Consider the following 24,672-nt stretch of genomic DNA (forward strand, 5'->3'; position numbering starts at 1 on the left):
AATTCCATGCGTCTGCGTTGCATGTGCCTCGTGATCCACGCGCCCGACGACCTGCGGCTCGACGCGCAGGAGGTGGAAGAGATCGGCCCCGGCCAGGTGCTCGTGAAGGTCGGCATGGGCGGCATCTGCGGCTCCGACCTGCACTACTTTCGCCACGGCGGCTTCGGCACCGTGCGCATCCAGGAACCGATGGTGCTGGGCCACGAGGTGGCCGGCACCGTGGTCGCGGTGGCGCCCGGCGTGCAGACCGTACGCATCGGCGACAAGGTGGCGGTGAACCCGAGCCGCCCCTGCGGCGCCTGCAAGTTCTGTCTCGAAGGCCTGCCCAACCAGTGCCTGGAAATGCGCTTCTACGGCAGCGCGATGCGCACGCCGCATGTGCAGGGCGCGTTCCGCGACATGCTGCTGTGCGAGGCCACGCAATGCGTGAAGGTGGACGCGCACGTGCCGCTGCGCCTGGCCGCGCTGGCCGAGCCGTTCTCGGTCGGGCTGCATGCGGTGTCGCGCGCCGGCTCGCTGCTGGGCAAGCGGGTGCTGGTGTCGGGCTGCGGGCCGATCGGCGTGCTGGCCATCGCGGCGGCGCGCGTGCACGGCGCGGCCGAGATCACGGCCACCGACGTGGTCGACGAGCCGCTCGCGGTGGCGCGCGCGATGGGGGCGGACCACGCCATCAACGCCGCGAGCGACACCGGCTGGGTGGCGGCGCACGCGGCCGGCAAGGGCAGCTTCGACGTGATGCTCGAATGCTCGGGCAACGAGCGCGCGCTGCGCGACGGCCTGGAGACGATGCGCCCGCGCGGCGTGGTCGTGCAGCTGGGCCTGGGCGGCGACGTGCGCATTCCGCAGAACCTGGTGGTGGCCAAGGAGCTCAGCATCTGCGGCTCGTTCCGCTTCCACGCCGAGTTCGCGCTGGCCGTGCGCCTCATCAACGAAGGCCGCGTCGACCTGTCGCCGGTGGTGTCGCACACCTTCCCGATGGGGCAGGCGCGCGAGGCCTTCGAGCTGGCGAGTGATCGGCAGAAGGCGATGAAGGTGCTGATCGACTTTGCGGATACCGCGGCCGTCTCGCAGTGAGCGAATGCCGGGTGTCTTGATCGGTCAGCGAACGGACTTGAAACAGACCCGTTCGGGGTCGTCCCCGTCGAGGTTCTTGCCTCCCGCGTCGATGTGACGGGGCTCGCTTCACCGCGGTTCACGGCGGCTGCTGCAGCGCATCCGAAAGCGGGAACAGGTGCTGCGCGATGAAGTCCACGAACACACGGATCTTGGGCGACAGCTGCCGGCTCGACGGCCACAGCACGTGGAAGATCATGTGTTCGCGGTTGTGGTCGTCCAGCACCGTGACCAGGCGGCCCTGTTCCAGTTGCTGGCGCACGGCGATCTCCGGCACGCAGGCAATGCCCAGCCCCTGCTCGGCAAAGCAGACCTGCGGATCGAGCGTGTTGGTCACCATGCTGGCCGGCAGGTCGATGGCGGGCGCGCCGGCCGCCAGGCCCAACGGCCACACGTCCAGCTTGCCGGTGCTGGGAAAGCGATAGAGCAGGCAGGCGTGGCTTGCCAGGTCTTGCGGTTCGCGCGGCACGCCGGCCCGGCGAAAGTAGGCCGGCGCACCGACGATCACCTTGCGGCAGGAGCCGATGCGGCGCGCCATCAACCGTGAATCGCCGGGCTCGCCGGTGCGGATGACCGCGTCGAAGCCTTCCTCGATGACGTCCACCAGCCGGTCGGCGTAGTCGATGTCCAGTTCGATGTCGGGGTAGAGCCGCTTGAACGCCGCCAGCTTGGGCATGAACAGCGTGCCCACCGACGGCAGGCTGATGCGCAGCTTGCCGCGGGGTGCGCTCTGTGTCTGCAGCAGTTCCGCTTCGGCCGATTCCACCTCGCAGAGGATGCGCCGGCAGCGCTCCAAGAACAGCGCGCCTTCCGGCGTCAGGTGGACGGTGCGCGTGGAGCGATGGAACAGCCGCACGCCCAGCCGTTCTTCGAGCCGCACGATGGCCTTGCTGACGGCCGAGGCCGAGATGCCCAACTGCTGCCCCGCGGCGGTGAAGCTGCGCGTTTCGCCAGCGCGAACGAAGACGTTCAGCGAACCCAGGTTGTCCATGGCCTGACTTTGATTGATGACTTGGGAGTCATATGTATTTGAAACTTTAGCCCATTTTTCATTGATGCATTCACGCCCACACTGCGGTGAACGCCAACGCGGGCCACCCGGCCAACGCGGGCACAGACGATGGAAAACAACTGAATGACCACCACAACCGCCACCGTGGGCCAGCGCGCTGAACGACTGCCCGTGGCCGCCTTGCTGGCCTTGTCGATGACCGGCTTCCTGGCACTGCTGACCGAGACGATGCCGGCCGGCATGCTCTTGCGCATCAGCCAGGACCTGGGCGTGTCGGAAGCGCTCGCGGGCCAGTTCGTGACCCTCTATGCCATCGGCTCGCTGGTCGCGGCCATTCCGCTGACGGCGGCCACGCTGGGCTGGCGGCGCCGGCCGTTGCTGATCGCGGCGCTGGTCGCCGTGCTGGCCTTCAACACGCTCACGGCGCTGACGTCGAGCTATGCCGTCGCGCTGGTTGCGCGCTTCATGGCCGGCATGGCGGGCGGCCTGATCTGGGGAATGCTGGCGGGCTATGCGCGGCGCATGGTGCCCGAGCACCTCAGGGGGCGCGCACTGGCAGTGGCCGGGCTGGGCGCACCGCTGGCGTTGTCGTTGGGCGTGCCGCTGGGGACGTTGATGGGCGCCATGCTGGGCTGGCGCACCGCGTTCGGCGGCATGTCGCTGCTCACGCTGGCGGTGATGGCCTGGGTCTTCCTGCAGGTGCCCGACTACCCGGGGCAGGCGGCCGAAAAGCGCGCGCCGGTGCGCCGGATCTTCGTCACGCCCGGCGTGCGACCGGTGCTGGCCGTGCTTGCGCTGTGGGTGCTGGCGCACAGCATTCTATACACCTACGTGATGCCGTTCCTGGCGCCGGCCGGCCTGTCTGATCGGGTCGATGCGGTGCTGCTGGTCTTCGGCGTGGCGTCGCTGGCGGGCATCTGGATCAGCGGGCTGCTCATCGACCGCATGCTGCGCTCGCTGGTGCTGCTCGCCCTCGCGGGCTTTGCGCTGGCGTCGCTGGCCCTGGGCGTCGCCGGCACGCAACCGGTGGTGGTCTATGTCGCGGTGGCCGCATGGGGGCTGACCTTCGGCGGCTCCGGGGCCTTGCTGCAGACCGCGTCGGCCGAAGCAGCCGGCCCCGGCGCGGACGTGGCGCAATCCATTCTCGTGACGGTGTGGAACATCGCCATTGCGGGCGGCGGCATCGTCGGTGGCGTGCTGCTGGAGACATCGGGCGTCGGCGCTTTTCCATGGGCATTGCTGGCGCTGTTGCTTCCCGGCCTTCTGATTGCCTGGGCATCGCGTGCGCACGGTTTTCCCGCGAAGCCGCACCGGTCGTCCCACTGATTCCGAAGGGCGCGGCGTATATCGCGCAACCGCCTCAGGAGCTTTCGCGCTGCTCGATGTGGAACGGGATCATCACCGTCTCCGTCGGCGGCCGGTGCCCGTCCCGCGCACTGTCCATCACACGCAGCAGCAGTTCGCCCGCCGCCTTGCCGATACCCACGCAGTCCACCGCCACGGTGGTGATGCGCGGATGGCAGGCGCGCGCGACTTCGAAGTCGCCGAAGCCCGCGATCGCGATGCGGCCCGGCACGTCCCAGCCCTGGCGCTGGCATTCCATCAGCGCACCGAAGGCCGACAGGTCGGACACGCAGAGCACCGCGTCGACGTCGGGCCATTGGCGCATCAGCTGGCGCACGGCCTCGCCGCCTTGCACCATCGAGATCGGCGGTTCGCCGAAGCTGATGACCCGCCCGTCGGGCAGCCCGAGTTCGCGGATCGCGCGGGCGTAGCCGCGCTGGCGGTCGGCGCCGCGCGTGTCGCGCCCGGAGGTTCCGCCGATGAAGGCGATGCGCCGGTAGCCGCGCCCGTGCAGGTGGTGCACCATCGCGGCCGCCGCGTCGGCGTTGGAAAAGCCCACCGTGTGCCCGAGCGGCTCGGCCGGCAGGTCCCAGGTCTCGACCACCGGCACGCCGGCGGCCTGCAGCATGGCGCGCGCGGCGGGCGTGTGGACGCCGCCCGTGAGGATCACGCCCTCGGGCCGACGCATCAGCATGGAGCGGATCAGCCGCTCCTCGGTGTCCTGGCGGTAGTCGGTGTGGCCCAGCAGCGGCTGCAGGCCGCGCGCCTCGAGCGCGGCGGTGATGCCCTGCGCGGTGTCCGAGAAGTTGGAGTTGTTGAGCGACGGAATCAGCACCGCCACGAAGCCCGAGCGCTTGCTCGAGAAGGTGCGCGCGGTCTGGTCGATGACGTAGCCCATCTCCTCGCAGGCCGCGAGGATGCGCGCGCGCAGTGCCTCGGAGGCCAGGCGCCCGCTGCCGGGGCGGCGGTTGAGCGCGCGCGAGACCGTCATCTTCGACACGCCCACGCGCGCGGCCACGTCGGCCATGGTCACCGGGCGGGCGGGGGGCGCGGCGGCCTGCGGGCGCGGGGGCAAGGTGCGGTCTCGCGGGAGAGGGGCCCGCTCAGAGCCAGTTGCCGCCTTGCGGCATCTGGATCTGCTCGGCCGGATCGCCGCCCGTCACGAACGAGCCGATGACGATGCTCAGCAGCGAGATGAAGATGCTCGCGAACAGGGCGGTCCAGAAGCCCGACACCTTGAAGCCCTTCACCAGCGCCGCCACCAGCAGGATCATCAGCGCGTTGATGACCAGAAGAAACAGCCCGAAGGTCAGCAGCGTCAGCGGCAGCGTGAGCACGATCAGCAGCGGCTTGACGATGGCGTTGGCCAGGCCGAGCAGCAGCGCCGACACGATCAGCGCCGAGGTGCTCTCGAACTTGAGGCCCTTGAAGAGATGACTGGCGACCCACAGCGAGATGCCGGTGATGGCCCAGTGGACGAGGAAGGGGGTGATGTGGTTCAGCATAGGGTGCGGTGTGTGGCGGCAGGCGCCATGGTAATGCGGGGCGCCGCAGTGGATGGGCCACGGGCAGGCGCGGGCGGATTTTCTGCGCGGGGTGGCTCGAACAGCAGGGGGCGGCCCGTTAAGATCGCGACCTTCCGGCGCCTGCGCAGGCGTTTGTCTCCATCCTTCTTTGGTTTGGCCGAATCCACCACGGTCATGCACCCATGGCGAATGCGTCGATCGCAAGCGTGACACCTGCACCGGCATCGGCCGACGAAGCCGAGTCGTGGGTGCGCGGGGAACTCATCCGCAGCCTGATGCGCTCGGCGCGCGGCTCCTACCTCGTCTCGGCGGCGTTGATGCCCGCCATGGTCGGCCTGAGCTGGGGCCACGTGCCCCGCTGGGAGCTGCTGACCTGGCTGGCCGCCGGCCTGATCGCCACCGCCTGCCGGGCCTGGGGTGCGCGGGTGTACGCCGTGCGCTATGCCGGGCGCAGCGCGGTCGCGCAGCAGCAGTTCACCGACCGCTACGGCTTCGTGTGGAGCACCAGCGCGGTGGTGTGGGGCTGCTCGGTGCTGCTGTTCTTCGAGCGCACGCCGCAGGTCAACCAGTTCATGAGCTGGCTCATCGTGGCCGGTGTGGGCACCTTCCCGCTCAACGGGCTGGCGCTGCACCCGCCGCTGCTCAAGCGCTACGTCAACACGCTGTTCATCACCATGCTGGGCGCGGTGCTGGTGCGCCTCGTGGCCGTGACCTTGCAGAGCCCGCAGTTCCAGTACGGCTACCTGATGCCGCTGCTGCCGATCCTGCACTGGTTCCTGCTGCTGCGCGCCGGGCGCAACATCCACGAGACCGCGCGCAACAGCCTGGAGCTGCTGTTCCACAACCACATCCTGATCAAGTCGCTCACGCAGCAGCGGCAGGCAGCGGTGTCGGCCGTGGCCATGAAGAACCGCTTCCTGGCCAGCGCCGCGCACGACATGCGCCAGCCCGTGCTGGCGCTGTCGCTGTACGCCGACTGGCTGCGCAACGAGCCCGAGCTGGTGCTCGAGCTCGCGCCGAAGATCGTGCGCGCCACCCACGCGGTGAACGCGCTGTTCGACTCCATGTTCGACCTGGCGCGCATCGACGCGGGCCAGGTGCGCCTGCACATCGAGCGCGTCGACGTGGCCGAGCTGCTGCACGACCTGGAGCTGCAATACCGCCCCGTGGCCGAGAGCCGGGGCCTGGACTTCCGGGTGCACGTGACCGAGGGCTCGTTCCTCACCGACCCGATCCGCGTGCGCCGCATGATCGGCAACCTGCTCGCCAACGCCATCAAGTACACGACCGAAGGCGGCGTGCTGCTGGCCGCGCGTCAGACCCGCGAGGGCATGCGCGTGGAGGTGTGGGACACCGGCATCGGCATCGCGCCCGAGCACCTGCGCGACGTGTTCCTCGAGTTCTACAAGGTCGCCGACCACGCCGGCACCTCCGACGGCTTCGGCCTCGGCCTGGCCATCGTCGCGCGGCTGTCGCACGTGCTGGGGCACCCGGTCAGCGTGCGTTCGCGCCTGGGCAGCGGCAGCGTGTTCCGTGTGGCGCTGCACGACGCCGACGAGGCGGTGGCGCAGGCGCGGGTGAGTGCGTCGGGCGGCTGAGCGGCGGTTGTTGTCCCGGCCATAAAAAAACCGCGCACGAGGCGCGGTTCCTGATCAAGTCAAGCCAGCTTTTCAGGCTCAGCCCGACAGCAATCCATTCGTCCGTGCATAGTGAAGGGCCTGCGTACGGCTCTTCACGCCCAGACGGCGGAACAGGCGCCACAGGTGCACCTTCACCGTGTGTTCGCTGATCTCCAGGTCTGTGGCGATGTCGCGGTTGCTCATGCCCTTGTCGAGCATGGCGATCAGCTGGGTCTGGCGCTTGGAGAGCTTGCCGCTGTTGGCGGCCGGCATCTCCTCGGTGTCGTCTTCCGACCCGGCCATCAGCAGGCCGCGCAGGGCGGCTGCCAGCTCGTTGGAGCTGGCCGACTTCTCGATGTAGGTGTCGGCGCCAGCCTCGATGCAGGCGTCTTCCATGTCGGCGGCCGGGGCTGCCGAATACACGGCGATCGGCACGTTCGGATAGACCTGCTTGACCGCGATCACGCCCGAGACGCCATTGGTGTCCGGCAGCTTCAGGTCCAGGCAGAAAAGAGTGGGCGCGCCACGCTGCTGGACCGAACTGGCGAGCTTGTCGAGCCGCTCGAGCTCGACGATGTTCTCGGCGGGGCGCAGGCGTCGCAGGACCATCACGATCGCGTCGCGCATCAGGGGGTGGTCGTCGATGACATAAATGCTCATGTTTTCTTCCTTTGTGATCGCACCGTCTTCTCTCTTGTCACACCCGCCGGCGGATGGCCCGCGGGTTGTTGCCGGATCAATGTCCCTGGGTGGTGGACGTTGCCCCCGCCAGTGCCTCCAGCGCCTCGGTGGCGGCGTGAGCCTGTTGCGCGTCGACCGGTTCGAGCTGCGCGGCCAGTGCCGTGAGCGCCGCGCCGCGTTGCGCCTGCAAGTCGGCGATGGTACGGCCCGCTTCCTGCGGCGACGCGAATCCACGGCTTTGCAAAAGGGTTTCGCCGCGCGCATCGAGCAGCTTGAAATAGAACAGGCCGTCGGCCTTTTCGCGGTATTGCTTGAAGCTGGGCTTCGCCACCTTGGCGGCCTTGGCACCGGCGCCGTCGCGGCCCGCCGCGAGGTTGCGCAGGCCGACCGCGTGGCGCAGCGAGGTCATGAAGGGGCGCGACAGCTTGCGCGCCTTCTCGGCGCCCAGCAGCAGGATGCGCTCGATCTCGGCCGGATCGTTCATGAGCGCCTCGTAGCGCGCGCGCAGCGGCGCCACTTCGCGGTCGATGCGCTCGAACAGCACCTGCTTGGCGTCGCCCCAGGCGATGCCGTCGGCATACGCCTTGCGCAGCGCTTCGGTTTCTTCGGCGCTGGCGAAGGCCTGGTAGATCTGGAACAGGGCCGAGCCCTCGGTGTCCTTGGGCTCGCCGGGCGCGCGCGAGTCGGTGACGATGCTGGCGATCTGCTTTTGCAGCTGCGCGCGCGGCGCGAACAGCGGGATCGTGTTGTTGTAGCTCTTGCTCATCTTGCGGCCGTCGAGGCCGGGCAAGGTGGCGACCGCATCGTCGATCTCGGCGTCGGGCAGCGTGAAGTGCTCGCCGTACTGGTGGTTGAAGCGCTGTGCCATGTCGCGCGCCATCTCGATGTGCTGCACCTGGTCGCGGCCCACGGGCACCTTGTGGGCGTTGAACATCAGGATGTCGGCGCCCATCAGCACGGGGTACATGAACAGGCCGGCGGTGACATCGGCGTCGGGCTCTTCGCCCTTGGCAATGTTCTTGTCGAGCTGGGCCTTGTAGGCATGGGCGCGGTTGAGCACGCCCTTGCCGGTGACGCAGGTCAGGAACCAGGTGAGCTCGGTGATCTCGGCGATGTCCGACTGGCGATAGAAAGTGACGCGTTCGGGGTCGAGGCCGCAGGCCAGCCAACTGGCCGCGATTTCGAGCGTGGAGCGCTGGATGAGCGCAGGCTCCTGCACCTTGATGAGTGCGTGGTAGTCGGCCAGGAAGAAGTAACTCTCGACGCCGGCCGCGACGCTCTGGCGCACCGAGTGGCGGATCGAGCCGACGTAGTTGCCGAGGTGGGGCGTGCCCGACGGCGTGATGCCGGTCAGGACGCGCAGGGGAGCGGGAGAAGACGAAGCCATGTGACGGAAGGAGAGACTTAGAGCAGCATTGCCTTGAGCGGCGTGATGAGCAGGTTGACCACGAAGTAGCCGGCATCCATCAGCGGGCGCAGCCAGTAGTTGCTGACGATGCCGGCGAGCACCAGCGCCATCACGATGAAGAAACCGTAGGGCTCGATGCGCGCCAGGAAGTTTTGCGCCGGGCCGCTGGGCAGCAGGCCGGCCAGCACGCGGCCGCCGTCGAGCGGGGGCAGCGGGAACAGGTTGAAGGCCCACATCACGAGGTTGACCAGCACGCCGCCCTGGCACATCTTGATGAAAAAGGTTTCATTGACGCCGACCGCGACGATCACGATGAGCAGCACGGCCCACAGGATGGCCTGGATGAAGTTGGAGGCCGGGCCCGCGAGCGCGACCCACACCATGTCGCGCTTGGGATGGCGCAGGCGGTTGAAGTTGACCGGCACCGGCTTGGCATAGCCGAACAGGAAGGCGCCCGAGGTCGCGAAGTACAGCATCAGCGGCATCAGGATGGTCCCGATGGGGTCGATGTGCTTCAGCGGGTTGAGCGTCACGCGGCCCATCATGGCGGCGGTGTTGTCCCCGAAGTGGCGGGCCACGTAGCCGTGCGCCGCTTCGTGCACGGTGATCGCGAAGATCACCGGCAGTGCGTAAATCAGAACGGTCTGTATCAGATTGGAAATATCCACTGCGCGATTGTGTCAGAGAGGAATGAGGCGGCCGAGCCGTTTGTCAGAGGCCAAGCACCGCGAGTGCACCCCGGCCCTGGCGCACCACGACCGGGTCGTCGCCCGTGCCCATGGGCGTGAGGTCGACCACGGTGGTCGGCTGCGACGGGCAGGCGCCGGCGTCGATGACGGCGCCGATCTGCTTCTCGAAGCGCTCGCGGATTTCCTGCGCGTCGTTCAGCGCCTCGGTCTCGCCGGGCGCGATGAGGGTGGTGGCCAGGAGCGGCGCGCCGTGCAGCGCCAGCAGCTCCAGCAGCACCTTGTGATCGGGCACGCGCAGGCCGATGGTCTTGCGCTGCGGGTGGCTCACGCGGCGCGGCACTTCCTTGGTGGCTTCGAGCAGGAAGGTGTAGGGCCCGGGCGTGGCGGCCTTGAGCAGGCGGTACTGCTTGTTGTCGACGCGCGCGTAGTTGGCCAGCTCGCTCAGGTCGCGGCACAGCAGCGTGAGGTGGTGCTTCTCGTCGACCTGGCGGATGCGGCGCAACTGGTCGACCGCGTCCTTGTCGTCCAGGTGGCAGGCCAGCGCGTAGCTGGAGTCGGTGGGCACCGCCACGATCTCGCCGCGCGCGAGCAGCGCCACGGCCTGCTTCAAGAGGCGCTGCTGGGGGTTCTCGGGGTGGACTTCGAAGTACTGGGCCATGGTGAGTTGCTCCTGATCAGGATTCCGCAGGCTCGATCGGCACACGCCGTTCGCGCACGGTGAGCCACGCGCCGGCGGCGCCGCACACGGCGATCATCGCCATGCCGATCAGCGAGAAGCGGTCGGGCACGTGGGAAAAGATGAGCCAGCCGCCCAGCATCGCGAAGGCGATCTGCGCGTACAGGTACGGGGTGAGGGTGGAGGCCGGCGCGCGCTGGTAGGCCAGGATCAGCATGAAGTGTCCCACCGTGCCCATGAAACCCATGAGACACAGCAGCGCCCACCATTCCCACGAGGGCAGGGCGGTCCAGGCGAAGGGCACGGCCACCGAGGCCAGCAGCGTGCCGACCCAGCCCGTGTAGAAGTGCATGGTCAGCGGGTTCTCGGTCTGCGCGAGCTTGCTCGTGAGCACCTGGAACCAGGCGTTGGTGAGCACCAGCCCCAGCGGCAGCAGCATGGCCCAGCTGAAGCTGCCGCCGCCCGGGCGCAGGATGACCAGCGTGCCGATGAAGCCGCCGGCCACCAGCGTCCAGCGCAGCGGCGACACCTGCTCCTTGAGCGTGGTGGCGGCCAGCAGCGTGATCACCAGCGGCGCGATCAGCACGATCGACGTGAACTCGGCCAGCGGCATGTAGCGCAGGCTCAAAAAGGCAAAGAGGCTCGAGCCCAGCAGCAGCGCCCCGCGCAGCGCCTGGTAGCGCGGGTGCTGCGTGCGCAGCAGGGCCGTGCCGCGCAGCGGCAAGAGCACCAGCGTGGTGGCCACGGCCTGGAAGGCATAGCGGAACCACACGCCCATGAGGATCGGCACGGCCAGGGTCGAGTACTTGGTGGCGGTGTCGAGCGTGGCGAAGCAGGACACCGCCAGGATGACCAGCCCGATGCCCGCGAGGATGCGTTCGGATTCGGTGCGGCGGCGGGTTTGCGCTGCGGCGCGTGCCTGGGCGAGCGCGGCGGTGGCCGCGCTGTCGATGCCGGGCCCGGGGCTCTGGCTCACTGCTGGATGCGGTGGCCGAGCAGTTCCCACACCGGCGTGAGGCTGCCGGGCAACGGTGGCAGCTTGCCGAGATCGCAGTGGCTCTCGTCGGGGCTGTGGAAATCGCTGCCGCGCGAGGCGGCGAAATCGAACTCGAGCGCCTTGTCGGCGTACTCGACGAACTCGGCCGGCGTGTGGCTGCCCGTGACGACCTCGATCGCCTGGCCGCCGTGCGCCTTGAATTCGAGGAACAGCGCGTACTCCTCGTTGGCCGTGAACTTGTAGCGGCCCGGGTGCGCGATCACGGCCATGCCCTTGGCGGCGGTGATCCAGTGCACGGCGTCCTTCAGCGAGGCCCAGCGGTGCGGCACGTAGCCCGGCTTGCCTTCGGTGAGGAACTTGCGGAACACCTCGGGGGTGTCGCGGCAGTGGCCCTGCTCGACCAGGAAGCGCGCGAAGTGCGTGCGCGAAATCAGTTCGGGGTTGCCGACGAACTTGAGCGCGCCTTCGTAGGCGCCGTGGATGCCGACCTTGGCCAGCCCCTCGGACATTTCCTGCGCGCGCTTGCCGCGGCCGCCGCGCGTGTCGTACAGGCCCTGCGACATGGCGGCGTCGTCGGGGTCGAAGCCCAGGCCGACGATGTGCACGGTTTCGTTCGCGAAGGTCACCGAGATCTCGGTGCCCGTGAGGTAGCGCATGCCGTTTTCGCGCGCGGCCGCGGCGGCGCGGTGCTGGCCGCCGACCTCGTCGTGGTCGGTGAGGGCCCAGAGCTCGACCCCGTTGGCGGCCGCGCGGGCTGCCAGCGCTTCGGGCGTCAATGTGCCGTCGGAGACCACGGAGTGGCAGTGAAGATCGGCATTGAGAGTAGAAGACACCGGCCGATTCTAGGCGCTCTCGCCCGCCGACATCGGCGTGTGGATGCTTCGCGGTGCTACTAGATAAATAGCATTAACCTCATCGCCCAAGCGGCCTGGCGCGCGCCGTCCCGTGGCCGCTCAGGCGCGCAGGTCGTGCCTGACGAGGTCGGCGGCGCGCTCGGCGATCATGATGATCGGCGCGTTCGTGTTGCCCGACACCAGCCGCGGCATCACCGAGCCGTCCACCACGCGCAGCCCCTGCAGCCCGTGGACCCGCAGGCGGGCGTCCACCACCGCGGCGGCATCGTCGGCGGGGCCCATGGCGCAGGTGCCCACCGGGTGGAAGATGCTGCCGCCGCGGCGGCGCACCCAGTCCAGCAGCTGCGCGTCGCTGGCCAGCGCGGGCCCGGGCTCGTGCTCCTGCGCCAGGTAGCGCGCCAGCGGCGGTGCGGCGGCGATCTCGCGCATCTTGCGCACCAGCCGCACGGCCAGCGCGCGGTCGGCTTCGTGCGACAGGTAGCGCGGCTGGATCGACGGCGCCGCCAGCGGATCGGCCGAGCGCAGCATGATCTCGCCGCGGCTGTGCGGGCGCAGCAGGCAGGCCGACAGCGTCACGCCCGGGAACGGGTGCGGCGGCTGGTGCGGCCGCTCGAAGCTCACCAGCCCGAAGTGGATCTGCGCATCGGGCCACCCCGCGGCATCGTCGCCCGCCGGAAAGAAGGCCCCGGCGCGGTAGACGCCGCCGTTCAGCGCGCCGCCGCGCGTCAGCAGGTAGCGCATGAACTCGCGCGCGCTGCGCCAGCGGCTGTGGGCGATGTCGTTGAGCGTCTCGATGCCGTGGCAGCGGTAGCTGGGCCGCACCTGCAGGTGGTCCTGCAGGTTGCGCCCCACGCCCTCGAGCGGCGCCACCACCGGCAGGCCCAGGCGGCCCAGCAGCCCGGCCGGGCCCACGCCCGAGAGCTGCAGCAGCTGCGGCGACTGGATGGCACCGGCGCTGAGGATCACCTCGTGCCGCGCCGAGACGCGCTCGACCTTGCCGTCGCGCACGCATTCCACGCCGACGGCACGCCGCCCCTCGAAGCACACGCGGGTCGCCTGCGCGCCCGACAGCACGCGCAGGTTGGGCCGGCCCAGTGCCGGCGCCAGGAAGGCCCGCCCGGTGTCCATGCGCCGGCCGTGGCGCGTCGTCATCCGGAAGTAGCCGGCGCCGCTGTTGTCTCCGCCGTTGAAGTCGGCCGTGGGCGCGATGCCGGCATGCGCCGCCGCGGCGATGAAGGCATCGGACAGCGCATCGCGCGGCAGCGCGGACACCCACAACGGCCCGTCGGCCGCGGGCTGCGAGCGGTCGAAGTAGGGGCGCACGCTGTCCCAGTCCCAGCCCGGGTTGCCCAGGGCGGCCCACTGGTCGTAGTCGGCGCGGTGGCCGCGCAGGTACAGCATGCCGTTGATGAGGCTGGAGCCGCCCGGCCCCCGCCCGCGCGGCCAGGGCAGGCGGCGCTGCGCCATGTCGGGCTCGGGGTCGGTTTCGAAGCGCCAGTCGTGCCGGGGGTGGCCCACCGTCTTGAAGTAGCCGATGGGAATGCGCAGCCACGGGTTGCGCGAGGGCCGCCCCGCCTCGACCAGCACCACCTGCAGCGCGGGGTCTTCGCTCAGGCGGGCGGCCAGCACGCAGCCCGCCGAGCCACCCCCGACGATCACGATGTCTGCCTGCATCGTGCGCGCTCAGTCGGCCTTGATGCCGGCGCCGCGGCCCAGGCGCAGCCACTTGTCCGACTCGGCCGCCAGCACGGTGCGAAAGCGCGCCGGCGTCATCGGCTCCGGCTCGAGCGCCAGCGTGGCCAGGCGCTCGCGCACCTCGGGGGCGGCCAGCGCCTTGGCGAGCGCGTCGCCGAGCCGCTCGACGATCTCGCGCGGCGTGCCGCTGCGCACCGTCATGCCGTCGAAGGAGCGCAGCTCGAAGCCCGCGTAGCCCTGCTCGATCATCGTGGGCACGGCGGGCAGGGCGGGCAGGCGTTGCGCGCCGGTCACCGCGAGCGCGCGCAGCTTGCCGGCCTGGATGTGGGGCAGCGCCGCCGACGCGGTCAGGAACATGGTGTCCAGGCGGCCAGCCAGCAGGTCGCCCACCGCCATCGGGAACTGGTTGTACGGCACGTGCGTGAGCTGGCTGCCGGTCTGCTGGGCGAACAGCGCGCCGGCCAGGTGCGCCGGCGTGCCGTTGCCGCCGGAGCCGAAGCTCAGCGTGCCCGGCCGCGCCTTGGCCGCGGCCTCCAGCTCGCGCGGCGAGCCCAGCGCCGAGGCGGCGGGCGCCACCAGCACGTTGTAGCTCCAGGCCGTCATGCCGACCGGCTCCAGGCTCTTGAGCAGGTCGAGCGACTGGCTGGGGAACAGCAGCGGCGCCACCAGCGAGGCCGACGACAGCATGTAGACCGTGTAGCCGTCGGCCGGCTGGCGCAGCACCTCGCCCAGGCCCACGGTGCCGGCCGCGCCCGGCCGGTTCTCGACGAACACGGTCTGGCCCAGCGCGCCCGCCATGCGCTCGGCCACCACGCGGCCCGCCACGTCCGCCGGCGTGCCGGGCGCCCACGGCACGATCAGGCGCACGGGCCTGGACGGGTACGCCTGGGCCGCGGCGCCGGCGGGCAGCAGGCCGGCCAGCAGGGTGGCGGCGGCCATGAGGGCGGCGCAAAGGGATCGCTTCGTTGGGTCGGTCATCGCAGGTCTCCGGGGTGCCAGGGCGGTGGGCGGATTCTGGGCAGGCCGGGGGAGGGCGACAAATGAGAAATCCGAGCGTACTCATACCGTTGCCGATATAAATGGCCATGGCCTCCTTCCTGGAACGAAACCTCACGCTGCGCCAGCTGCGGCTGCTCAGCCAGCTGGGCCGCACGCTCAGCCTGAGCAAGTCGGCCGAGCTGCTCAACACCACCCAGCCCGCGCTGTCGCGCACGCTGGCCCAGCTCGAGGCCACGCTGCAGGTGCGGCTGTTCGAGCGCACCACCAAGCGCATCTCGCCCACGGCGGCGGGGCTGAGCATGGTCCGGCACGCCGACCGCGTGCTGGGCGAACTGATGCTGGCCGAGGAGTCGCTGCGCGACCTGCGCGTGGGCGTGAGCGGCGAGCTGCGCCTGGGCGTGCTGCCCGTGTTCTCGGCGCAGCGGCTCGCGGCCGCGCTGCTGCAGGCCTCGCAGATGCTGCCCCACGTGCGCCCGATGGTGCAGACGCTGGAGATCGAGGACCTGCACGGCGCGCTGCAGGACGGGCGCATCGACCTCATGCTCGCGCACGCGGAGTGGACGGTCGACCTCAACCGCGTCGAGGTCACGCCGCTGTACGAGGAGTTCAGCAGCATCGTGGCGGCGCCGCGCCACCGGCTGGCGCTCAAGCGCGCACCGACCTGGGCCGAGGCCGCCAACGAGCGCTGGGTGCTGCCGCCGCACCGCACGCCGCTGCGGCCCAAGCTGGACCGCATGCTGTCGGTGCACCGCCGCCCGGGCGGCCCGCATCCGGCCGACATCCAGGCCGACTCGGCCCCGCTCGCGCTGCACCTCGTGCGCAGCTCGGGCCTGCTGTGGGCCACCGCCAACCACTACGCCGAAGACTTCGAGCGGCGCGGGCTCGTGCGCCGCATCGCCATGCCGGGCGAGCTGCTGCGCGGCCCCATGTGCGCCTTCCGCCTGCGCAGCGAGGCGATGAACACGCCCACGCGCGTCTTCCTGCAATGCATGCAGGACGCGGCTGCCGCGCCGCTGCCGTCGGATTGAGTGCGACCGCGCCTCAGCGCTTCTTGCGAAACGCCGTCCAGGCGGCCACGGCGGTGAAGGTGGCGACGATCGCCACCACGATCCAGAACCCGTGCTTGTGCTCCGCCAGCGGAATGCCGCCCACGTTCATGCCGAACAGGCCGGCCAGGATGTTGATCGGCAGCGCCAGCACCGTGACCACCGTCAGCACGAACAGGCTGCGGTTGTTGTCCTCGTTGACGTTGGCGGCGATTTCTTCCTGCAGCAGCTTGATGCGCTCCTGCAGCGCCTGCATGTCGCGCAGAACCACCGAGAACTCCTCGGTCGAGCCGCGCAGCTCCTGCACGTCGGGCTCGGCCATCCAGGCCGGCGGGCCCTGCAGCAGGCGGAACAGCGCGGCCGGCTCGGGCGCCAGCAGCCGCTGCAGCCGCACCAGCAGCCGGCGCAGCACGCCCAGCCGTGCGCGCTTGTGGTCCAGGCGCCCGGCCAGCAGCTCGTCCTCGATGCGGTCGATGCGCGAGGTCACGCCGCGCACGATCTTCACCAGCACGTCGGCCTGCGCGCGCAGCAGGTGCTCGAGCAGCTCGGTGCTCGAGCGCGGCGCCTCGCCCGCCTTCACGGCCGTGCGCAGCGCGTCGACCGAGCGCAGCGGCTTGGTGCGCGCCGTGACCACCAGGCGCGGGCCGACGCTGATCCACAGCGTCGAAATGTCCGAGGGCTCGAAGCTGAACTCGAAGTGCACGTCGTTGATGACCGCGATCAGCGAGTCGTCCGCGCGCTCGATGCGCGTGGAGGGCAGGCCTTCGTGCAGCGTCTCGTAGAAGGTGTCCGACAGCGCCGCGTGCCGCGTCAACCAGCGCTCCGCGTGCGCGTGGCTGAGGTTGAAGTGCAGCCACACGTAGGCGCCGCCGTCGTCCTCCGTGCCGTTGTGCGCAGCCAGCCACGCGGCGGCCTGCGCCGAATCGATGGCGCGCGCCGGCTCCGGCGCTGCGGCATCGAACAGGTAGCCGCAGATCAGCCCGGCTTCGTCGCCGCCGTAGGTCTGGGCGGACAGGTCATGGAATACCGACGACAAGGTGTGTGATCAGAAAAGACGGGTGAACAGCCAGTACAGCGAGCCCGACAGCGCCATGGCCACCGGCAGCGTCAGCACCCAGGCCAGCGCGAGGTTGCGCAGCGTGGACATCTGCAGGCCCGAGCCGCTGGCCGTCATGGTGCCGGCCACGCCCGACGACAGCACGTGCGTGGTCGACACCGGCAGCCCGTACATGTCGGCCGCGCCGATGGTGCACATCGCCACCAGCTCGGCCGAGGCGCCCTGCGCGTAGCTCAGGTGCGTCTTGCCGATCTTCTCGCCCACGGTGACCACGATGCGCTTCCAGCCGATCATGGTGCCCAGGCCCAGCGCAATGGCCACCGCGATCTTGACCCACAGCGGAATGAAGCGCGTGGCGCTGTCCAGCTCCTGGCGGAACGTGTTGACGCGCAGCTTGGTCTCGTCGTCGAAGGCCGCGGCCCCGCTCTTGTCGAGGTGGCGGATGGCCTCCGAGGCCAGGTACATGTCGTTGCGCACGTTGGCCACCGCCTCGGCCGGCACCGCGGCCAGCGAGCCGTGCTGGCGCACCTGCTGGCCGATGCTGCCGGCCGTGACGGCGAGCGCCGGCACCACGCGGTCGTTGAACTCGCGGGTGCGCACGTAGGTGGAGAGCGTGTCGCGCGCGGCGGCGGGTTCCAGCGCGGGCAGGGTGGCGGGCGCCTTGCGGTTCAGCGCGTTCTGCGCCATCTCGGCCACCGCCACGAACTTCACGGTCTCGTTCGCGGGCATCGCGCGGTTCAGCGCATAGGCCATCGGCACCGTGCCCACCAGGATCAGCATGATCAGGCCCATGCCCTTTTGCCCGTCGTTCGAGCCGTGCGCAAACGACACGCCGGTGCAAGTGAGGATGAGCAGGCCGCGAATCCACCACGGCGGCGGCGTGCTGCCCTTGGGCTCTTCATACAGCGCGCGGTTCTTCACGAAGGCGCGCAGCACCAGCAGCAGCAGGGCGGCGCAGCCGAAGCCCACCATCGGCGACAGCAACAGCGAATAGCCGACCTTGGTGGCCTGCGCCCAGTCGACCCCGCTCGTGCCGTCGCGCCCGTGCATCAGCGCATTGGCCACGCCCACACCGATGATCGAGCCGATCAGCGTGTGCGAAGACGACGCCGGCAGCCCCAGCCACCAGGTGCCCAGGTTCCAGATGATCGCGGCGATCAGCAGCGCGAACACCATCGCGAAGCCCGCGCCCGACCCCACCTGAAGAATCAGCTCCACCGGCAGCAGCGCGATGATGCCGAAGGCCACCGCACCGCTGGACACCAGCACGCCCAGGAAGTTGAAGAAGCCTGACCACACGACCGCGAAGTTGGGCGGCAGCGAGTGCGTGTAGATCACCGTGGCCACGGCATTGGCCGTGTCATGGAAGCCGTTGACGAACTCGAAGCCCAGCGCAATCAGCAGCGCCACGCCCAGCAGGATGTAAGGCACCCAGGTCGTCACCGGCGCGCCCGAGGCCGTGACGTCGCCCACCAGGCTCCAGGCCGTGAACAACAGGCCCGCGGCCAGCAGGCCCACGAAGGTAATCAGCGTGATCGCGCCGGGCTTGGCGTCGAGCTGGGGCCGGTGCGCCGCGCTGGGCGCGGCCGGCATCTCCGGTGCTTGCGAGGGCGGGGCGGCGAGCGTGTTCATGGACGGTTTTTGGGCTGTTGTAGTGCTCCGGATGGTGTTCGCGCCATGTGACAACGGCGTGTCGGCTGACAGGAACCCGCCGCAAAACCGTCACGCCGCCGTCATGCGGCGGGTGCAGCATGCTTTTTGTCTACCCGCCACTCTTTCCCCCTTTCATCATGCTGACGAGCGCACTTCCCGACCACGAAGACCTGATGCAACGCATCGCCCGCGACCTGATCGACAGCTACGACGAAGAGCTCGAACTGGAGATCGAAGACCGCAACCTCGACGGGCTCGACCCCGGCTCGGCCGTGTCTTCCGTGTCCGACAAGGCGGCGCGCCAGGCCTATTTCAAGGAGCTCTTTCGCCTGCAGGGCGAGCTGGTCAAACTGCAGGACTGGGTGCAGCACAGCAAGCAGAAGGTCGTCATCCTCTTCGAAGGCCGCGATGCAGCGGGCAAGGGCGGTGTCATCAAGCGCATCACCCAGCGCCTGAACCCGCGTGTGGCCCGCGTGGCCGCGCTGCCCGCGCCCAACGACCGCGAACGCACGCAGTGGTACTTCCAGCGCTACGTGGCGCACCTGCCGGCCGCCGGCGAGATGGTGCTGTTCGACCGCAGCTGGTACAACCGCGCCGGCGTCGAGCGCGTGATGGGCTTTTGCAGCGACGACGAGTACGAGGAGTTCTTCCGCACCGTGCCCGAGTTCGAGAAGATGCTCGTGCGCTCGGGCATCAAGGTCATCAAGTACTGGTTCTCCATCACCGACGACGAGCAGCACATGCGCTTCCTGGGCCGCATCCACGACCCGCTCAAGCAGTGGAAGCTCAGCCCCATGGACCTCGAAAGCCGCCGCCGCTGGGAGGAATACACCAAGGCGAAAGAGATCATGCTGGAGCGCACCCACATCCCCGAGGCGCCGTGGTGGGTGGTGCAGGCCGTCGACAAGAAGAAGGCGCGCCTGAACTGCATCAGCCACCTGCTGGGCCAGCTGCCCTACCAGGAAGTGGCGCACGCGCCGGTCGAGCTGCCTGCGCGCGAGCGGCATGACGACTACCTGCGCCAGCCTGTGCCCGCCACCATGATCGTGCCGGAAATCTACTGAGGGCTTCGCGGCCGTTTGGCCACATGGCGCTTTGCCTGCACACTGCGCCATGGCCCGTCGCTCCACCGCTTCCTTCTTCGCCCGCGCTTACGAGCGCAACCTGAAGGCGCTCACCAAGCTCACGCTGAGCAACGGCAAGCGCGTGGCCGGCCGGGTGCGGCGCGCGACCGCCGAGCGGCTCAAGCCACCGCCCGGCAAGGGTGACTGGCTCAGTGGCATGGCGCTCGGCCCCGGCGGTGCACGCGGCTTTCACCTGTTCCGTCCGGCCGGCCTGGAACTGCAACCCGGCGAGAAGCTGCCGCTCATGGTCATGCTGCACGGCTGCGGCCAGACCGGGCGCGACTTCGCGGCCAGCACGCGCATGAACACGCTCGCGGCGCGCCAGCGCTTTCTCGTGCTCTATCCCGAGCAGGACCGCATCGCCCATCCGCAGGGCTGCTGGAACTGGTACGAGCGCCGCTCCGGCAAGGCCGACGCCGAGGCCGCCACGCTGATGGCCGCCGTCGACCAGGCCTGCATGCTGTACCCCGCCGATCGCGACCGCGTGGCCGTGGCGGGCCTGTCGGCGGGTGCGAGCATGGCGGCGCTGCTGGCCACGCGCTACCCGAACCGCTTTCGCGCCGTGGTCATGCACTCGGGCGTGGCGCCCGGCGCCGCCAAGTCGCCGGCCACCGCGCTCGGTGCGATGCGCGGCGAGCACGTGCCGCCGATGCCCGTCACCGCGGTCGGCAAGGCGATGGGCGCCGCGGCCGTCTTCGCGACGCTGCCACCGATGCTGGTGCTGCACGGCGACGCCGACACCGTGGTGGCACCCAGCAACGCCGTGAGCAGTGCGGCCGTCTGGGCCACCGCCCTGGGCGCGCGCCCCGGCACGCCGCGCAACCTGCAGCGCGGCAAGCGCCACGCCATGCGCGTGACCGACTTCAAGCGCAAGGGCGCCACGCTGGTCACGCTGTGCGAGATCGCGGGGCTCGGCCACTCGTGGAGCGGCGGGGCGCGGGGGCAGCTGTTCAGCGACCCGCTCGGGCCCGACGCCACGCGCATGACCTGGGCGTTTGCGTCTGCGCAGTTCGACAAGCGCTGAGCGCCTGCGCCTTGCGCGCATGACCTTGGAGGTCATTGCCGCGATGCCCGCCGGTGCCGACAGTGGGGGCCATGACCTCGTCGAACCCTGCCGTTCCTGCCCCGTCGATCACGTCCGCCACACCGGGCCCGCTGGGCCTGTGGGTCATGCTCAGCGGCACCTTCCTGGTGGTGCTCGATTTCTTCATCGTCAACGTCGCGCTGCCATCGATGCAGCACGACCTGCAGGCCAGCGCGGGCACGCTGCAGCTGGTGGTGGCGGGCTACGGCCTGGCCACCGCCGCGGGCCTGGTCACGGGCGGCCGTCTGGGCGACCTGTTCGGCCGGCGCCGCATGTTCATGCTCGGCCTGCTGCTGTTCACGCTGGCCTCGGCCGCCTGCGGCGTGGCACCGAATGCCGAGCTGCTCGTGGCCGCGCGCGTGCTGCAGGGCCTGGCCGGCGCGCTGCTGCAGCCGCAGGTGCTCGCGATGATCGGCCTCGCCTACACGGGCGAAGACCGGGCACGGGCCTTCGCAGCCTACGGGCTCACGCTGGGCCTGGGCGCCACGCTGGGGCAGCTGGTGGGCGGCGTGCTGATCCATGCCGACCTCGCGGGGCTCGGCTGGCGCAGCTGCTTTCTCATCAACGTGCCCATCGGCCTGCTGGCGCTGGTGCTCGCGCCGCGCGTGGTGCCGCCTTTGACGCAGGGCAGTGGCAGCAGCCGGCTCGACCTGGCAGGTGTTGCACTGGTTGCGGCCGGCTCGGTGGCCGTGGTGCTGCCGCTGGTCGAAGGGCGCCAGCAGGGCTGGCCGCTGTGGAGCTGGCTGTGCCTGGCCGCCGCGGTGCCGCTGTGGGGCCTCTTCGCGGGGCAGCAGCGCCGCCTTGCGGCACGCGGCGGTGCGCCGCTGGTGGCGTCGGTGCTGCTCGCCAACCGCCGCTTCGTGACCGGGCTGCTCACCACGCTGGCCTTCTATGCGGGCAACGCCTCGTTCTACTTCGTGCTCGCGCTGTACCTGCAGCAGGGGATGGGGCTGGGCGCGCTCCACTCGGGCATCGTCTTCACGGCGCTGGCCGTCGGCTTCTTCGCGACCTCGATGGCCGGCGGCCGCATCGCCCGTCGCTTCGGTGGCAAGCCACCCATCGCTCTCGGCGCCCTCGTGCTCGCGGCGGGGCATGCACTGCAATGCGCCAACGTGGCCGGCTGGCCGGGGCATACGCATGTCGTGGCGTGGATGGTGCCGCTGCTGTTCGTGCAGGGCGCGGGGCTCGGCATGGTGATGGCGCCGCTGGTGTCCACCGTGCTCGCGGGCCTGCCGCCGCAGCATGCGGGCGTGGCGTCGGGCGTGCTGTCGATGGTGCAGCAGGCGAGCAATGCGCTGGGGGTGGCGTTGATCGGGATCTTGTTCTATGGGCAGCTGGGGCGCGAGGCGGACTACACGGCGGCATTCGGCGTGGCGCTGGTGTACCTGATGGTGTCGGCGCTGCTCGTGGCGGTGCTGCACCGGCGGGGCAGCCGCATCGCGTAGCCGTGCGGCCATGCCAAACTCCCGGGGACTTTCCAGGAGCGACATGGCCGCCGACGATCTTCAAGACCTGACCCAGGCGCTGCGCGCGTTCGCAAGCGCGCGGGGCTGGGAGCCCTTTCATTCACCGAAGAATCTGGCATCGGCGCTGTCCGTCGAAGCCGCCGAACTGCTGGAGCATTTCCAGTGGCTCACGGAGGCCCAGAGCCGGACGCTCGCGCCGGAAAAACGCGAGGAGGTGGCCGCCGAGATGGCCGACGTTCTTCTCTACCTGCTGCAACTGGCCGACCAGCTCGGCGTCGATCTGGCCGATGCGGCGCGGCGCAAGATGATCGTCAACGCGCGCAAGTACCCGGCCGAAACCCCGCGCGATCCCTGAGCCCGGCGTCGCCCGGCGATGTCCCTCGGGTATCGCACGGTGATGCTTTCGCGATTTGGCGGCCCGCGCCGCCGGGCGCTCACTAGCCTGCCCTGTCTATTCACCAAGAACACACAGGGAGACTCGAATGAAACGTCTTTGGATCGCCATCGCAGCCTTGTTGCTGCTCACCGCAGCTGTCGCATCCGCCGACCCGCTGCCGATCAACCAGTTGCCGATGTACGGCGGTCGCGCGAAAACAGAAGCAATGAAGAACGCCGATGCCGACTTCATCGCGTCGATGGAGAAGCAGGGCCTCTCGCGCGCCGAGGGCGCCCGGCAGGCCATCCAACGGGGCTGGACAGCCTGGGGTAAGAGAGACCTGACGACGGCCATGGCGCGCTTCAACCAGGCGTGGCTGCTGGACCCTGAGAACGGCAACACGTACCACGGCTTCGCTTTGGTGATGGCCGTTCGCGGCGACGCGTCGCCCGACCTGGAGCGCTTCTTCCGACTGGCCACGTCGAAACTGGTGGTCGATGCCGAGGCGTTCGTCGACTACGGCCATTTCCTCTGGCAGGAGAAACGCCTGGAGGAGAGCCGGGTCCAGTTGAACAAGGCCCTTCAGGTCTCGGCGACGGCGCGCAACGCCCGCGCCAACATGGCATTCGTGTACTACCTGAGGAACGACTTTGCCCCCGCCTGTACCTGGGCGCGGGATGCAAAGGCCAATGGCGACAGGCTGGAGCGAGGCTTCCTCGACGAGATGTGCATGCGCGCCGGCCAGCCGCAGGGCGGGGCGCCGGCAGCCCCGGCCCGTCCCCCCGCCTGAGTACCTCCGTGTACGCCACCCGGCGTATTTCCCCTTTGTGGTGCGTTCCGCAGACTCCTCTCCATCGCCAGCCCCGCGCTGTCGACAAGGTTCAACCCACCCGGAGTAGGAGTCCACATGCAACGTCGTTTCACCCTCAAGGCGCTCACCGCCGCCGTCGCGCTGGCCAGCATTTCTGCTGCGCCCGCATTTGCTGCCGACACCATCAAGGTCGGCGTGCTGCACTCGCTGTCGGGCACGATGGCCATCTCGGAAACCGTGTTGAAAGACACGGTGCTGATGGCGATCGACGACATCAACAAGAAGGGCGGCGTGCTGGGCAAGCAGCTCGAGCCCGTGGTGGTCGACCCGGCCTCCAACTGGCCGCTGTTCGCTGAAAAGACCAAGCAGCTGCTCGGCCAGGACAAGGTCTCGGTGATCTTCGGCTGCTGGACCTCGGTGTCGCGCAAGTCGGTGCTGCCGGTGGTCGAGGAAATGAACGGCCTGCTGTTCTACCCCGTGCAGTACGAGGGCGAAGAGCTCTCCAAGAACGTGTTCTACACGGGCGCCGCGCCCAACCAGCAAGCCATTCCGGCCGTCGACTACCTGATGAGCAAGGAAGGCGGCGGCGCCAAGCGCTGGGTGCTGCTGGGCACCGACTACGTGTACCCCCGCACCACCAACAAGATCCTGCGCGCCTACCTCAAGAGCAAGGGCGTGGCCGACAAGGACATCGACGAGAAGTACACCCCCTTCGGGCACAGCGACTACCAGACCATCGTCGCCGACATCAAGAAGTTCTCGGCCGGCGGCAAGACGGCGGTGGTGTCGACCATCAACGGCGACTCCAACGTGCCCTTCTACAAGGAACTGGGCAACGCGGGCCTGAAGGCCAAGGACGTGCCGGTGGTCGCCTTCTCGGTGGGCGAAGAAGAACTGCGCGGCGTGGACACCAAGCCGCTCGTGGGCCACCTTGCGGCATGGAACTACTTCATGTCGATCAAGAACCCGACCAACGCCGCGTTCATCAAGCAGTGGAGCGACTACGCCAAGGCCAAGAACATCGCCGGCCACAAGGACAAGCCGCTCACCAACGACCCGATGGAAGCCACCTGGATCGGCATCCACATGTGGAAGCAGGCGGTGGAGAAGGCCAAGTCGACCGACACCGACAAGGTGATCGCGGCGATGGCCGGCCAGACCTTCACGGCGCCGTCGGGCATCGTCTCGAAGATGGACGAGAAGAACCATCACCTGCACAAGAGCGTGTTCATCGGCGAGATCAAGGCCGACGGCCAGTTCAGCGTGGTGTGGAAGACGCCGGGCCCGGTCAAGGCCAAGCCGTGGAGCCCGTACATCGAAGGCAACGACAAGAAGCCCGATTACCCCGCCGGCAAGTCGATGTAAGTGTGTTTCTCCCTCCCCCGCTGGGGGAGGGCAGGGGTGGGGGCAAGCGGCGGTCGATCAGGTCGCAGCGCCTGAAT

General features: G+C 69.4%; 23 protein-coding genes. 10 read left to right on the forward strand and 13 right to left on the reverse strand.

What is annotated here, in order from left to right:
- Positions 1 to 6 precede the first annotated feature (6 nt).
- Positions 7 to 1,074, forward strand: a complete 1,068-nt coding sequence (locus AC07OH_RS14905) for an L-idonate 5-dehydrogenase (RefSeq protein ID WP_495301182.1) — start codon at positions 7 to 9, stop codon at positions 1,072 to 1,074.
- Between the two features lie 118 nt (positions 1,075 to 1,192).
- Here the strand turns inward: AC07OH_RS14905 and AC07OH_RS14910 are convergent, their stop codons facing one another.
- Positions 1,193 to 2,104 carry a LysR family transcriptional regulator gene (locus tag AC07OH_RS14910; RefSeq protein WP_495301183.1) on the reverse strand — a complete coding sequence of 304 codons (912 nt, stop codon included), beginning with the start codon at positions 2,102 to 2,104 and terminating at the stop codon, positions 1,193 to 1,195.
- Positions 2,105 to 2,248: 144 nt separating this feature from the next.
- On the opposite strand from AC07OH_RS14910, the gene AC07OH_RS14915 reads away from it, so the two are divergent.
- Positions 2,249 to 3,451 carry an MFS transporter gene (locus AC07OH_RS14915; RefSeq protein WP_495301184.1) on the forward strand — a complete coding sequence of 401 codons (1,203 nt, stop codon included), beginning with the start codon at positions 2,249 to 2,251 and terminating at the stop codon, positions 3,449 to 3,451.
- Positions 3,452 to 3,485: 34 nt separating this feature from the next.
- Here AC07OH_RS14915 and AC07OH_RS14920 read toward each other — a convergent pair whose 3' ends face one another.
- Both AC07OH_RS14920 and AC07OH_RS14925 read right to left on the reverse strand, forming a co-directional pair.
- Positions 3,486 to 4,496 carry a LacI family DNA-binding transcriptional regulator gene (locus AC07OH_RS14920; protein WP_495301420.1) on the reverse strand — a complete coding sequence of 337 codons (1,011 nt, stop codon included), beginning with the start codon at positions 4,494 to 4,496 and terminating at the stop codon, positions 3,486 to 3,488.
- Between the two features lie 76 nt (positions 4,497 to 4,572).
- Positions 4,573 to 4,974, reverse strand: a complete 402-nt coding sequence (locus AC07OH_RS14925) for a phage holin family protein (protein WP_489059527.1) — start codon at positions 4,972 to 4,974, stop codon at positions 4,573 to 4,575.
- Between the two features lie 203 nt (positions 4,975 to 5,177).
- On the opposite strand from AC07OH_RS14925, the gene shkS reads away from it, so the two are divergent.
- Positions 5,178 to 6,593, forward strand: a complete 1,416-nt coding sequence (shkS, locus tag AC07OH_RS14930) for a surface-behavior sensor histidine kinase ShkS (RefSeq protein WP_489059525.1) — start codon at positions 5,178 to 5,180, stop codon at positions 6,591 to 6,593.
- Between the two features lie 78 nt (positions 6,594 to 6,671).
- On the opposite strand, the gene AC07OH_RS14935 is transcribed toward shkS, so the two are convergent.
- The 8 genes from AC07OH_RS14935 to AC07OH_RS14970 form a co-directional block, all read right to left on the reverse strand.
- Entirely contained in the window at positions 6,672 to 7,274 is a 603-nt protein-coding gene (locus AC07OH_RS14935; protein WP_056578680.1) for a LuxR C-terminal-related transcriptional regulator, read from the reverse strand.
- A gap of 76 nt (positions 7,275 to 7,350) precedes the next feature.
- Complete coding sequence (locus AC07OH_RS14940) at positions 7,351 to 8,682, reverse strand: tryptophan--tRNA ligase (RefSeq protein WP_495301185.1); 1,332 nt, start codon at positions 8,680 to 8,682, stop codon at positions 7,351 to 7,353.
- A gap of 17 nt (positions 8,683 to 8,699) precedes the next feature.
- Complete coding sequence (locus AC07OH_RS14945) at positions 8,700 to 9,371, reverse strand: site-2 protease family protein (RefSeq protein ID WP_495301186.1); 672 nt, start codon at positions 9,369 to 9,371, stop codon at positions 8,700 to 8,702.
- 43 nt (positions 9,372 to 9,414) lie between these two features.
- Entirely contained in the window at positions 9,415 to 10,050 is a 636-nt protein-coding gene (locus AC07OH_RS14950) for an L-threonylcarbamoyladenylate synthase (protein ID WP_495301187.1), read from the reverse strand.
- 16 nt (positions 10,051 to 10,066) lie between these two features.
- Positions 10,067 to 11,044 carry a DMT family transporter gene (locus tag AC07OH_RS14955; RefSeq protein ID WP_495301188.1) on the reverse strand — a complete coding sequence of 326 codons (978 nt, stop codon included), beginning with the start codon at positions 11,042 to 11,044 and terminating at the stop codon, positions 10,067 to 10,069.
- A complete protein-coding gene (locus tag AC07OH_RS14960) occupies positions 11,041 to 11,898 on the reverse strand; it encodes a 3',5'-nucleoside bisphosphate phosphatase (protein ID WP_062482136.1) in 858 nt (285 codons plus the stop codon). The genes AC07OH_RS14955 and AC07OH_RS14960 overlap by 4 nt, the downstream gene beginning before the upstream one ends.
- 120 nt (positions 11,899 to 12,018) lie before the next feature.
- Positions 12,019 to 13,593, reverse strand: coding sequence for a GMC family oxidoreductase (locus AC07OH_RS14965; protein ID WP_495301189.1), 1,575 nt, complete (start codon positions 13,591 to 13,593; stop codon positions 12,019 to 12,021).
- A gap of 9 nt (positions 13,594 to 13,602) precedes the next feature.
- Positions 13,603 to 14,553: a Bug family tripartite tricarboxylate transporter substrate binding protein gene (locus AC07OH_RS14970; RefSeq protein WP_495301190.1), complete on the reverse strand. Its 951-nt coding sequence runs from the start codon at positions 14,551 to 14,553 to the stop codon at positions 13,603 to 13,605.
- Positions 14,554 to 14,699: 146 nt separating this feature from the next.
- Between AC07OH_RS14970 and AC07OH_RS14975 the strand changes: the two genes are divergently transcribed.
- On the forward strand, positions 14,700 to 15,641 hold the full coding sequence (locus AC07OH_RS14975) for a LysR family transcriptional regulator (protein WP_167394989.1): 942 nt from the start codon (positions 14,700 to 14,702) through the stop codon (positions 15,639 to 15,641).
- A gap of 13 nt (positions 15,642 to 15,654) precedes the next feature.
- On the opposite strand, the gene AC07OH_RS14980 is transcribed toward AC07OH_RS14975, so the two are convergent.
- Both AC07OH_RS14980 and AC07OH_RS14985 read right to left on the reverse strand, forming a co-directional pair.
- A complete protein-coding gene (locus AC07OH_RS14980) occupies positions 15,655 to 16,695 on the reverse strand; it encodes a transporter (RefSeq protein WP_489059512.1) in 1,041 nt (346 codons plus the stop codon).
- A gap of 9 nt (positions 16,696 to 16,704) precedes the next feature.
- Positions 16,705 to 18,348 carry an inorganic phosphate transporter gene (locus AC07OH_RS14985; RefSeq protein WP_492677457.1) on the reverse strand — a complete coding sequence of 548 codons (1,644 nt, stop codon included), beginning with the start codon at positions 18,346 to 18,348 and terminating at the stop codon, positions 16,705 to 16,707.
- A gap of 158 nt (positions 18,349 to 18,506) precedes the next feature.
- Between AC07OH_RS14985 and ppk2 the strand changes: the two genes are divergently transcribed.
- The 6 genes from ppk2 (at position 18,507) to urtA (ending at position 24,595) form a co-directional block, all read left to right on the forward strand.
- Entirely contained in the window at positions 18,507 to 19,433 is a 927-nt protein-coding gene (ppk2, locus tag AC07OH_RS14990; RefSeq protein WP_495301191.1) for a polyphosphate kinase 2, read from the forward strand.
- Positions 19,434 to 19,482: 49 nt separating this feature from the next.
- Positions 19,483 to 20,517, forward strand: coding sequence for an extracellular catalytic domain type 1 short-chain-length polyhydroxyalkanoate depolymerase (locus AC07OH_RS14995; protein ID WP_495301192.1), 1,035 nt, complete (start codon positions 19,483 to 19,485; stop codon positions 20,515 to 20,517).
- A gap of 71 nt (positions 20,518 to 20,588) precedes the next feature.
- Positions 20,589 to 22,022 (forward strand): MFS transporter, encoded by a 1,434-nt coding sequence (locus AC07OH_RS15000; RefSeq protein WP_495301193.1) that lies wholly within the window; start codon positions 20,589 to 20,591, stop codon positions 22,020 to 22,022.
- 43 nt (positions 22,023 to 22,065) lie between these two features.
- Complete coding sequence (locus tag AC07OH_RS15005) at positions 22,066 to 22,398, forward strand: nucleotide pyrophosphohydrolase (protein WP_492677463.1); 333 nt, start codon at positions 22,066 to 22,068, stop codon at positions 22,396 to 22,398.
- A gap of 127 nt (positions 22,399 to 22,525) precedes the next feature.
- Positions 22,526 to 23,209 (forward strand): hypothetical protein, encoded by a 684-nt coding sequence (locus tag AC07OH_RS15010; protein WP_495301194.1) that lies wholly within the window; start codon positions 22,526 to 22,528, stop codon positions 23,207 to 23,209.
- Between the two features lie 117 nt (positions 23,210 to 23,326).
- On the forward strand, positions 23,327 to 24,595 hold the full coding sequence (urtA, locus tag AC07OH_RS15015; protein ID WP_495301195.1) for an urea ABC transporter substrate-binding protein: 1,269 nt from the start codon (positions 23,327 to 23,329) through the stop codon (positions 24,593 to 24,595).
- Positions 24,596 to 24,672 lie beyond the last annotated feature (77 nt).

Source organism: Variovorax sp. GW821-FHT10C12, assembly GCF_059415405.1.

Bases quoted from the DNA above. Each gene is read 5' to 3' on its own strand.
- AC07OH_RS14905 (WP_495301182.1), top strand. From the start codon at position 7: ATGCGTCTGCGTTGCATGTGCCTCGTGATCCACGCGCCCGACGACCTG.
- AC07OH_RS14910 (WP_495301183.1), bottom strand. From the start codon at position 2,104: ATGGACAACCTGGGTTCGCTGAACGTCTTCGTTCGCGCTGGCGAAACG.
- AC07OH_RS14915 (WP_495301184.1), top strand. From the start codon at position 2,249: ATGACCACCACAACCGCCACCGTGGGCCAGCGCGCTGAACGACTGCCC.
- AC07OH_RS14920 (WP_495301420.1), bottom strand. From the start codon at position 4,496: ATGGCCGACGTGGCCGCGCGCGTGGGCGTGTCGAAGATGACGGTCTCG.
- AC07OH_RS14925 (WP_489059527.1), bottom strand. From the start codon at position 4,974: ATGCTGAACCACATCACCCCCTTCCTCGTCCACTGGGCCATCACCGGC.
- shkS (WP_489059525.1), top strand. From the start codon at position 5,178: ATGGCGAATGCGTCGATCGCAAGCGTGACACCTGCACCGGCATCGGCC.
- AC07OH_RS14935 (WP_056578680.1), bottom strand. From the start codon at position 7,274: ATGAGCATTTATGTCATCGACGACCACCCCCTGATGCGCGACGCGATC.
- AC07OH_RS14940 (WP_495301185.1), bottom strand. From the start codon at position 8,682: ATGGCTTCGTCTTCTCCCGCTCCCCTGCGCGTCCTGACCGGCATCACG.
- AC07OH_RS14950 (WP_495301187.1), bottom strand. From the start codon at position 10,050: ATGGCCCAGTACTTCGAAGTCCACCCCGAGAACCCCCAGCAGCGCCTC.
- AC07OH_RS14965 (WP_495301189.1), bottom strand. From the start codon at position 13,593: ATGCAGGCAGACATCGTGATCGTCGGGGGTGGCTCGGCGGGCTGCGTG.
- AC07OH_RS14970 (WP_495301190.1), bottom strand. From the start codon at position 14,553: ATGGCCGCCGCCACCCTGCTGGCCGGCCTGCTGCCCGCCGGCGCCGCG.
- AC07OH_RS14975 (WP_167394989.1), top strand. From the start codon at position 14,700: ATGGCCTCCTTCCTGGAACGAAACCTCACGCTGCGCCAGCTGCGGCTG.
- AC07OH_RS14985 (WP_492677457.1), bottom strand. From the start codon at position 18,348: ATGAACACGCTCGCCGCCCCGCCCTCGCAAGCACCGGAGATGCCGGCC.
- ppk2 (WP_495301191.1), top strand. From the start codon at position 18,507: ATGCTGACGAGCGCACTTCCCGACCACGAAGACCTGATGCAACGCATC.
- AC07OH_RS14995 (WP_495301192.1), top strand. From the start codon at position 19,483: ATGGCCCGTCGCTCCACCGCTTCCTTCTTCGCCCGCGCTTACGAGCGC.
- AC07OH_RS15000 (WP_495301193.1), top strand. From the start codon at position 20,589: ATGACCTCGTCGAACCCTGCCGTTCCTGCCCCGTCGATCACGTCCGCC.
- AC07OH_RS15005 (WP_492677463.1), top strand. From the start codon at position 22,066: ATGGCCGCCGACGATCTTCAAGACCTGACCCAGGCGCTGCGCGCGTTC.
- AC07OH_RS15010 (WP_495301194.1), top strand. From the start codon at position 22,526: ATGAAACGTCTTTGGATCGCCATCGCAGCCTTGTTGCTGCTCACCGCA.
- urtA (WP_495301195.1), top strand. From the start codon at position 23,327: ATGCAACGTCGTTTCACCCTCAAGGCGCTCACCGCCGCCGTCGCGCTG.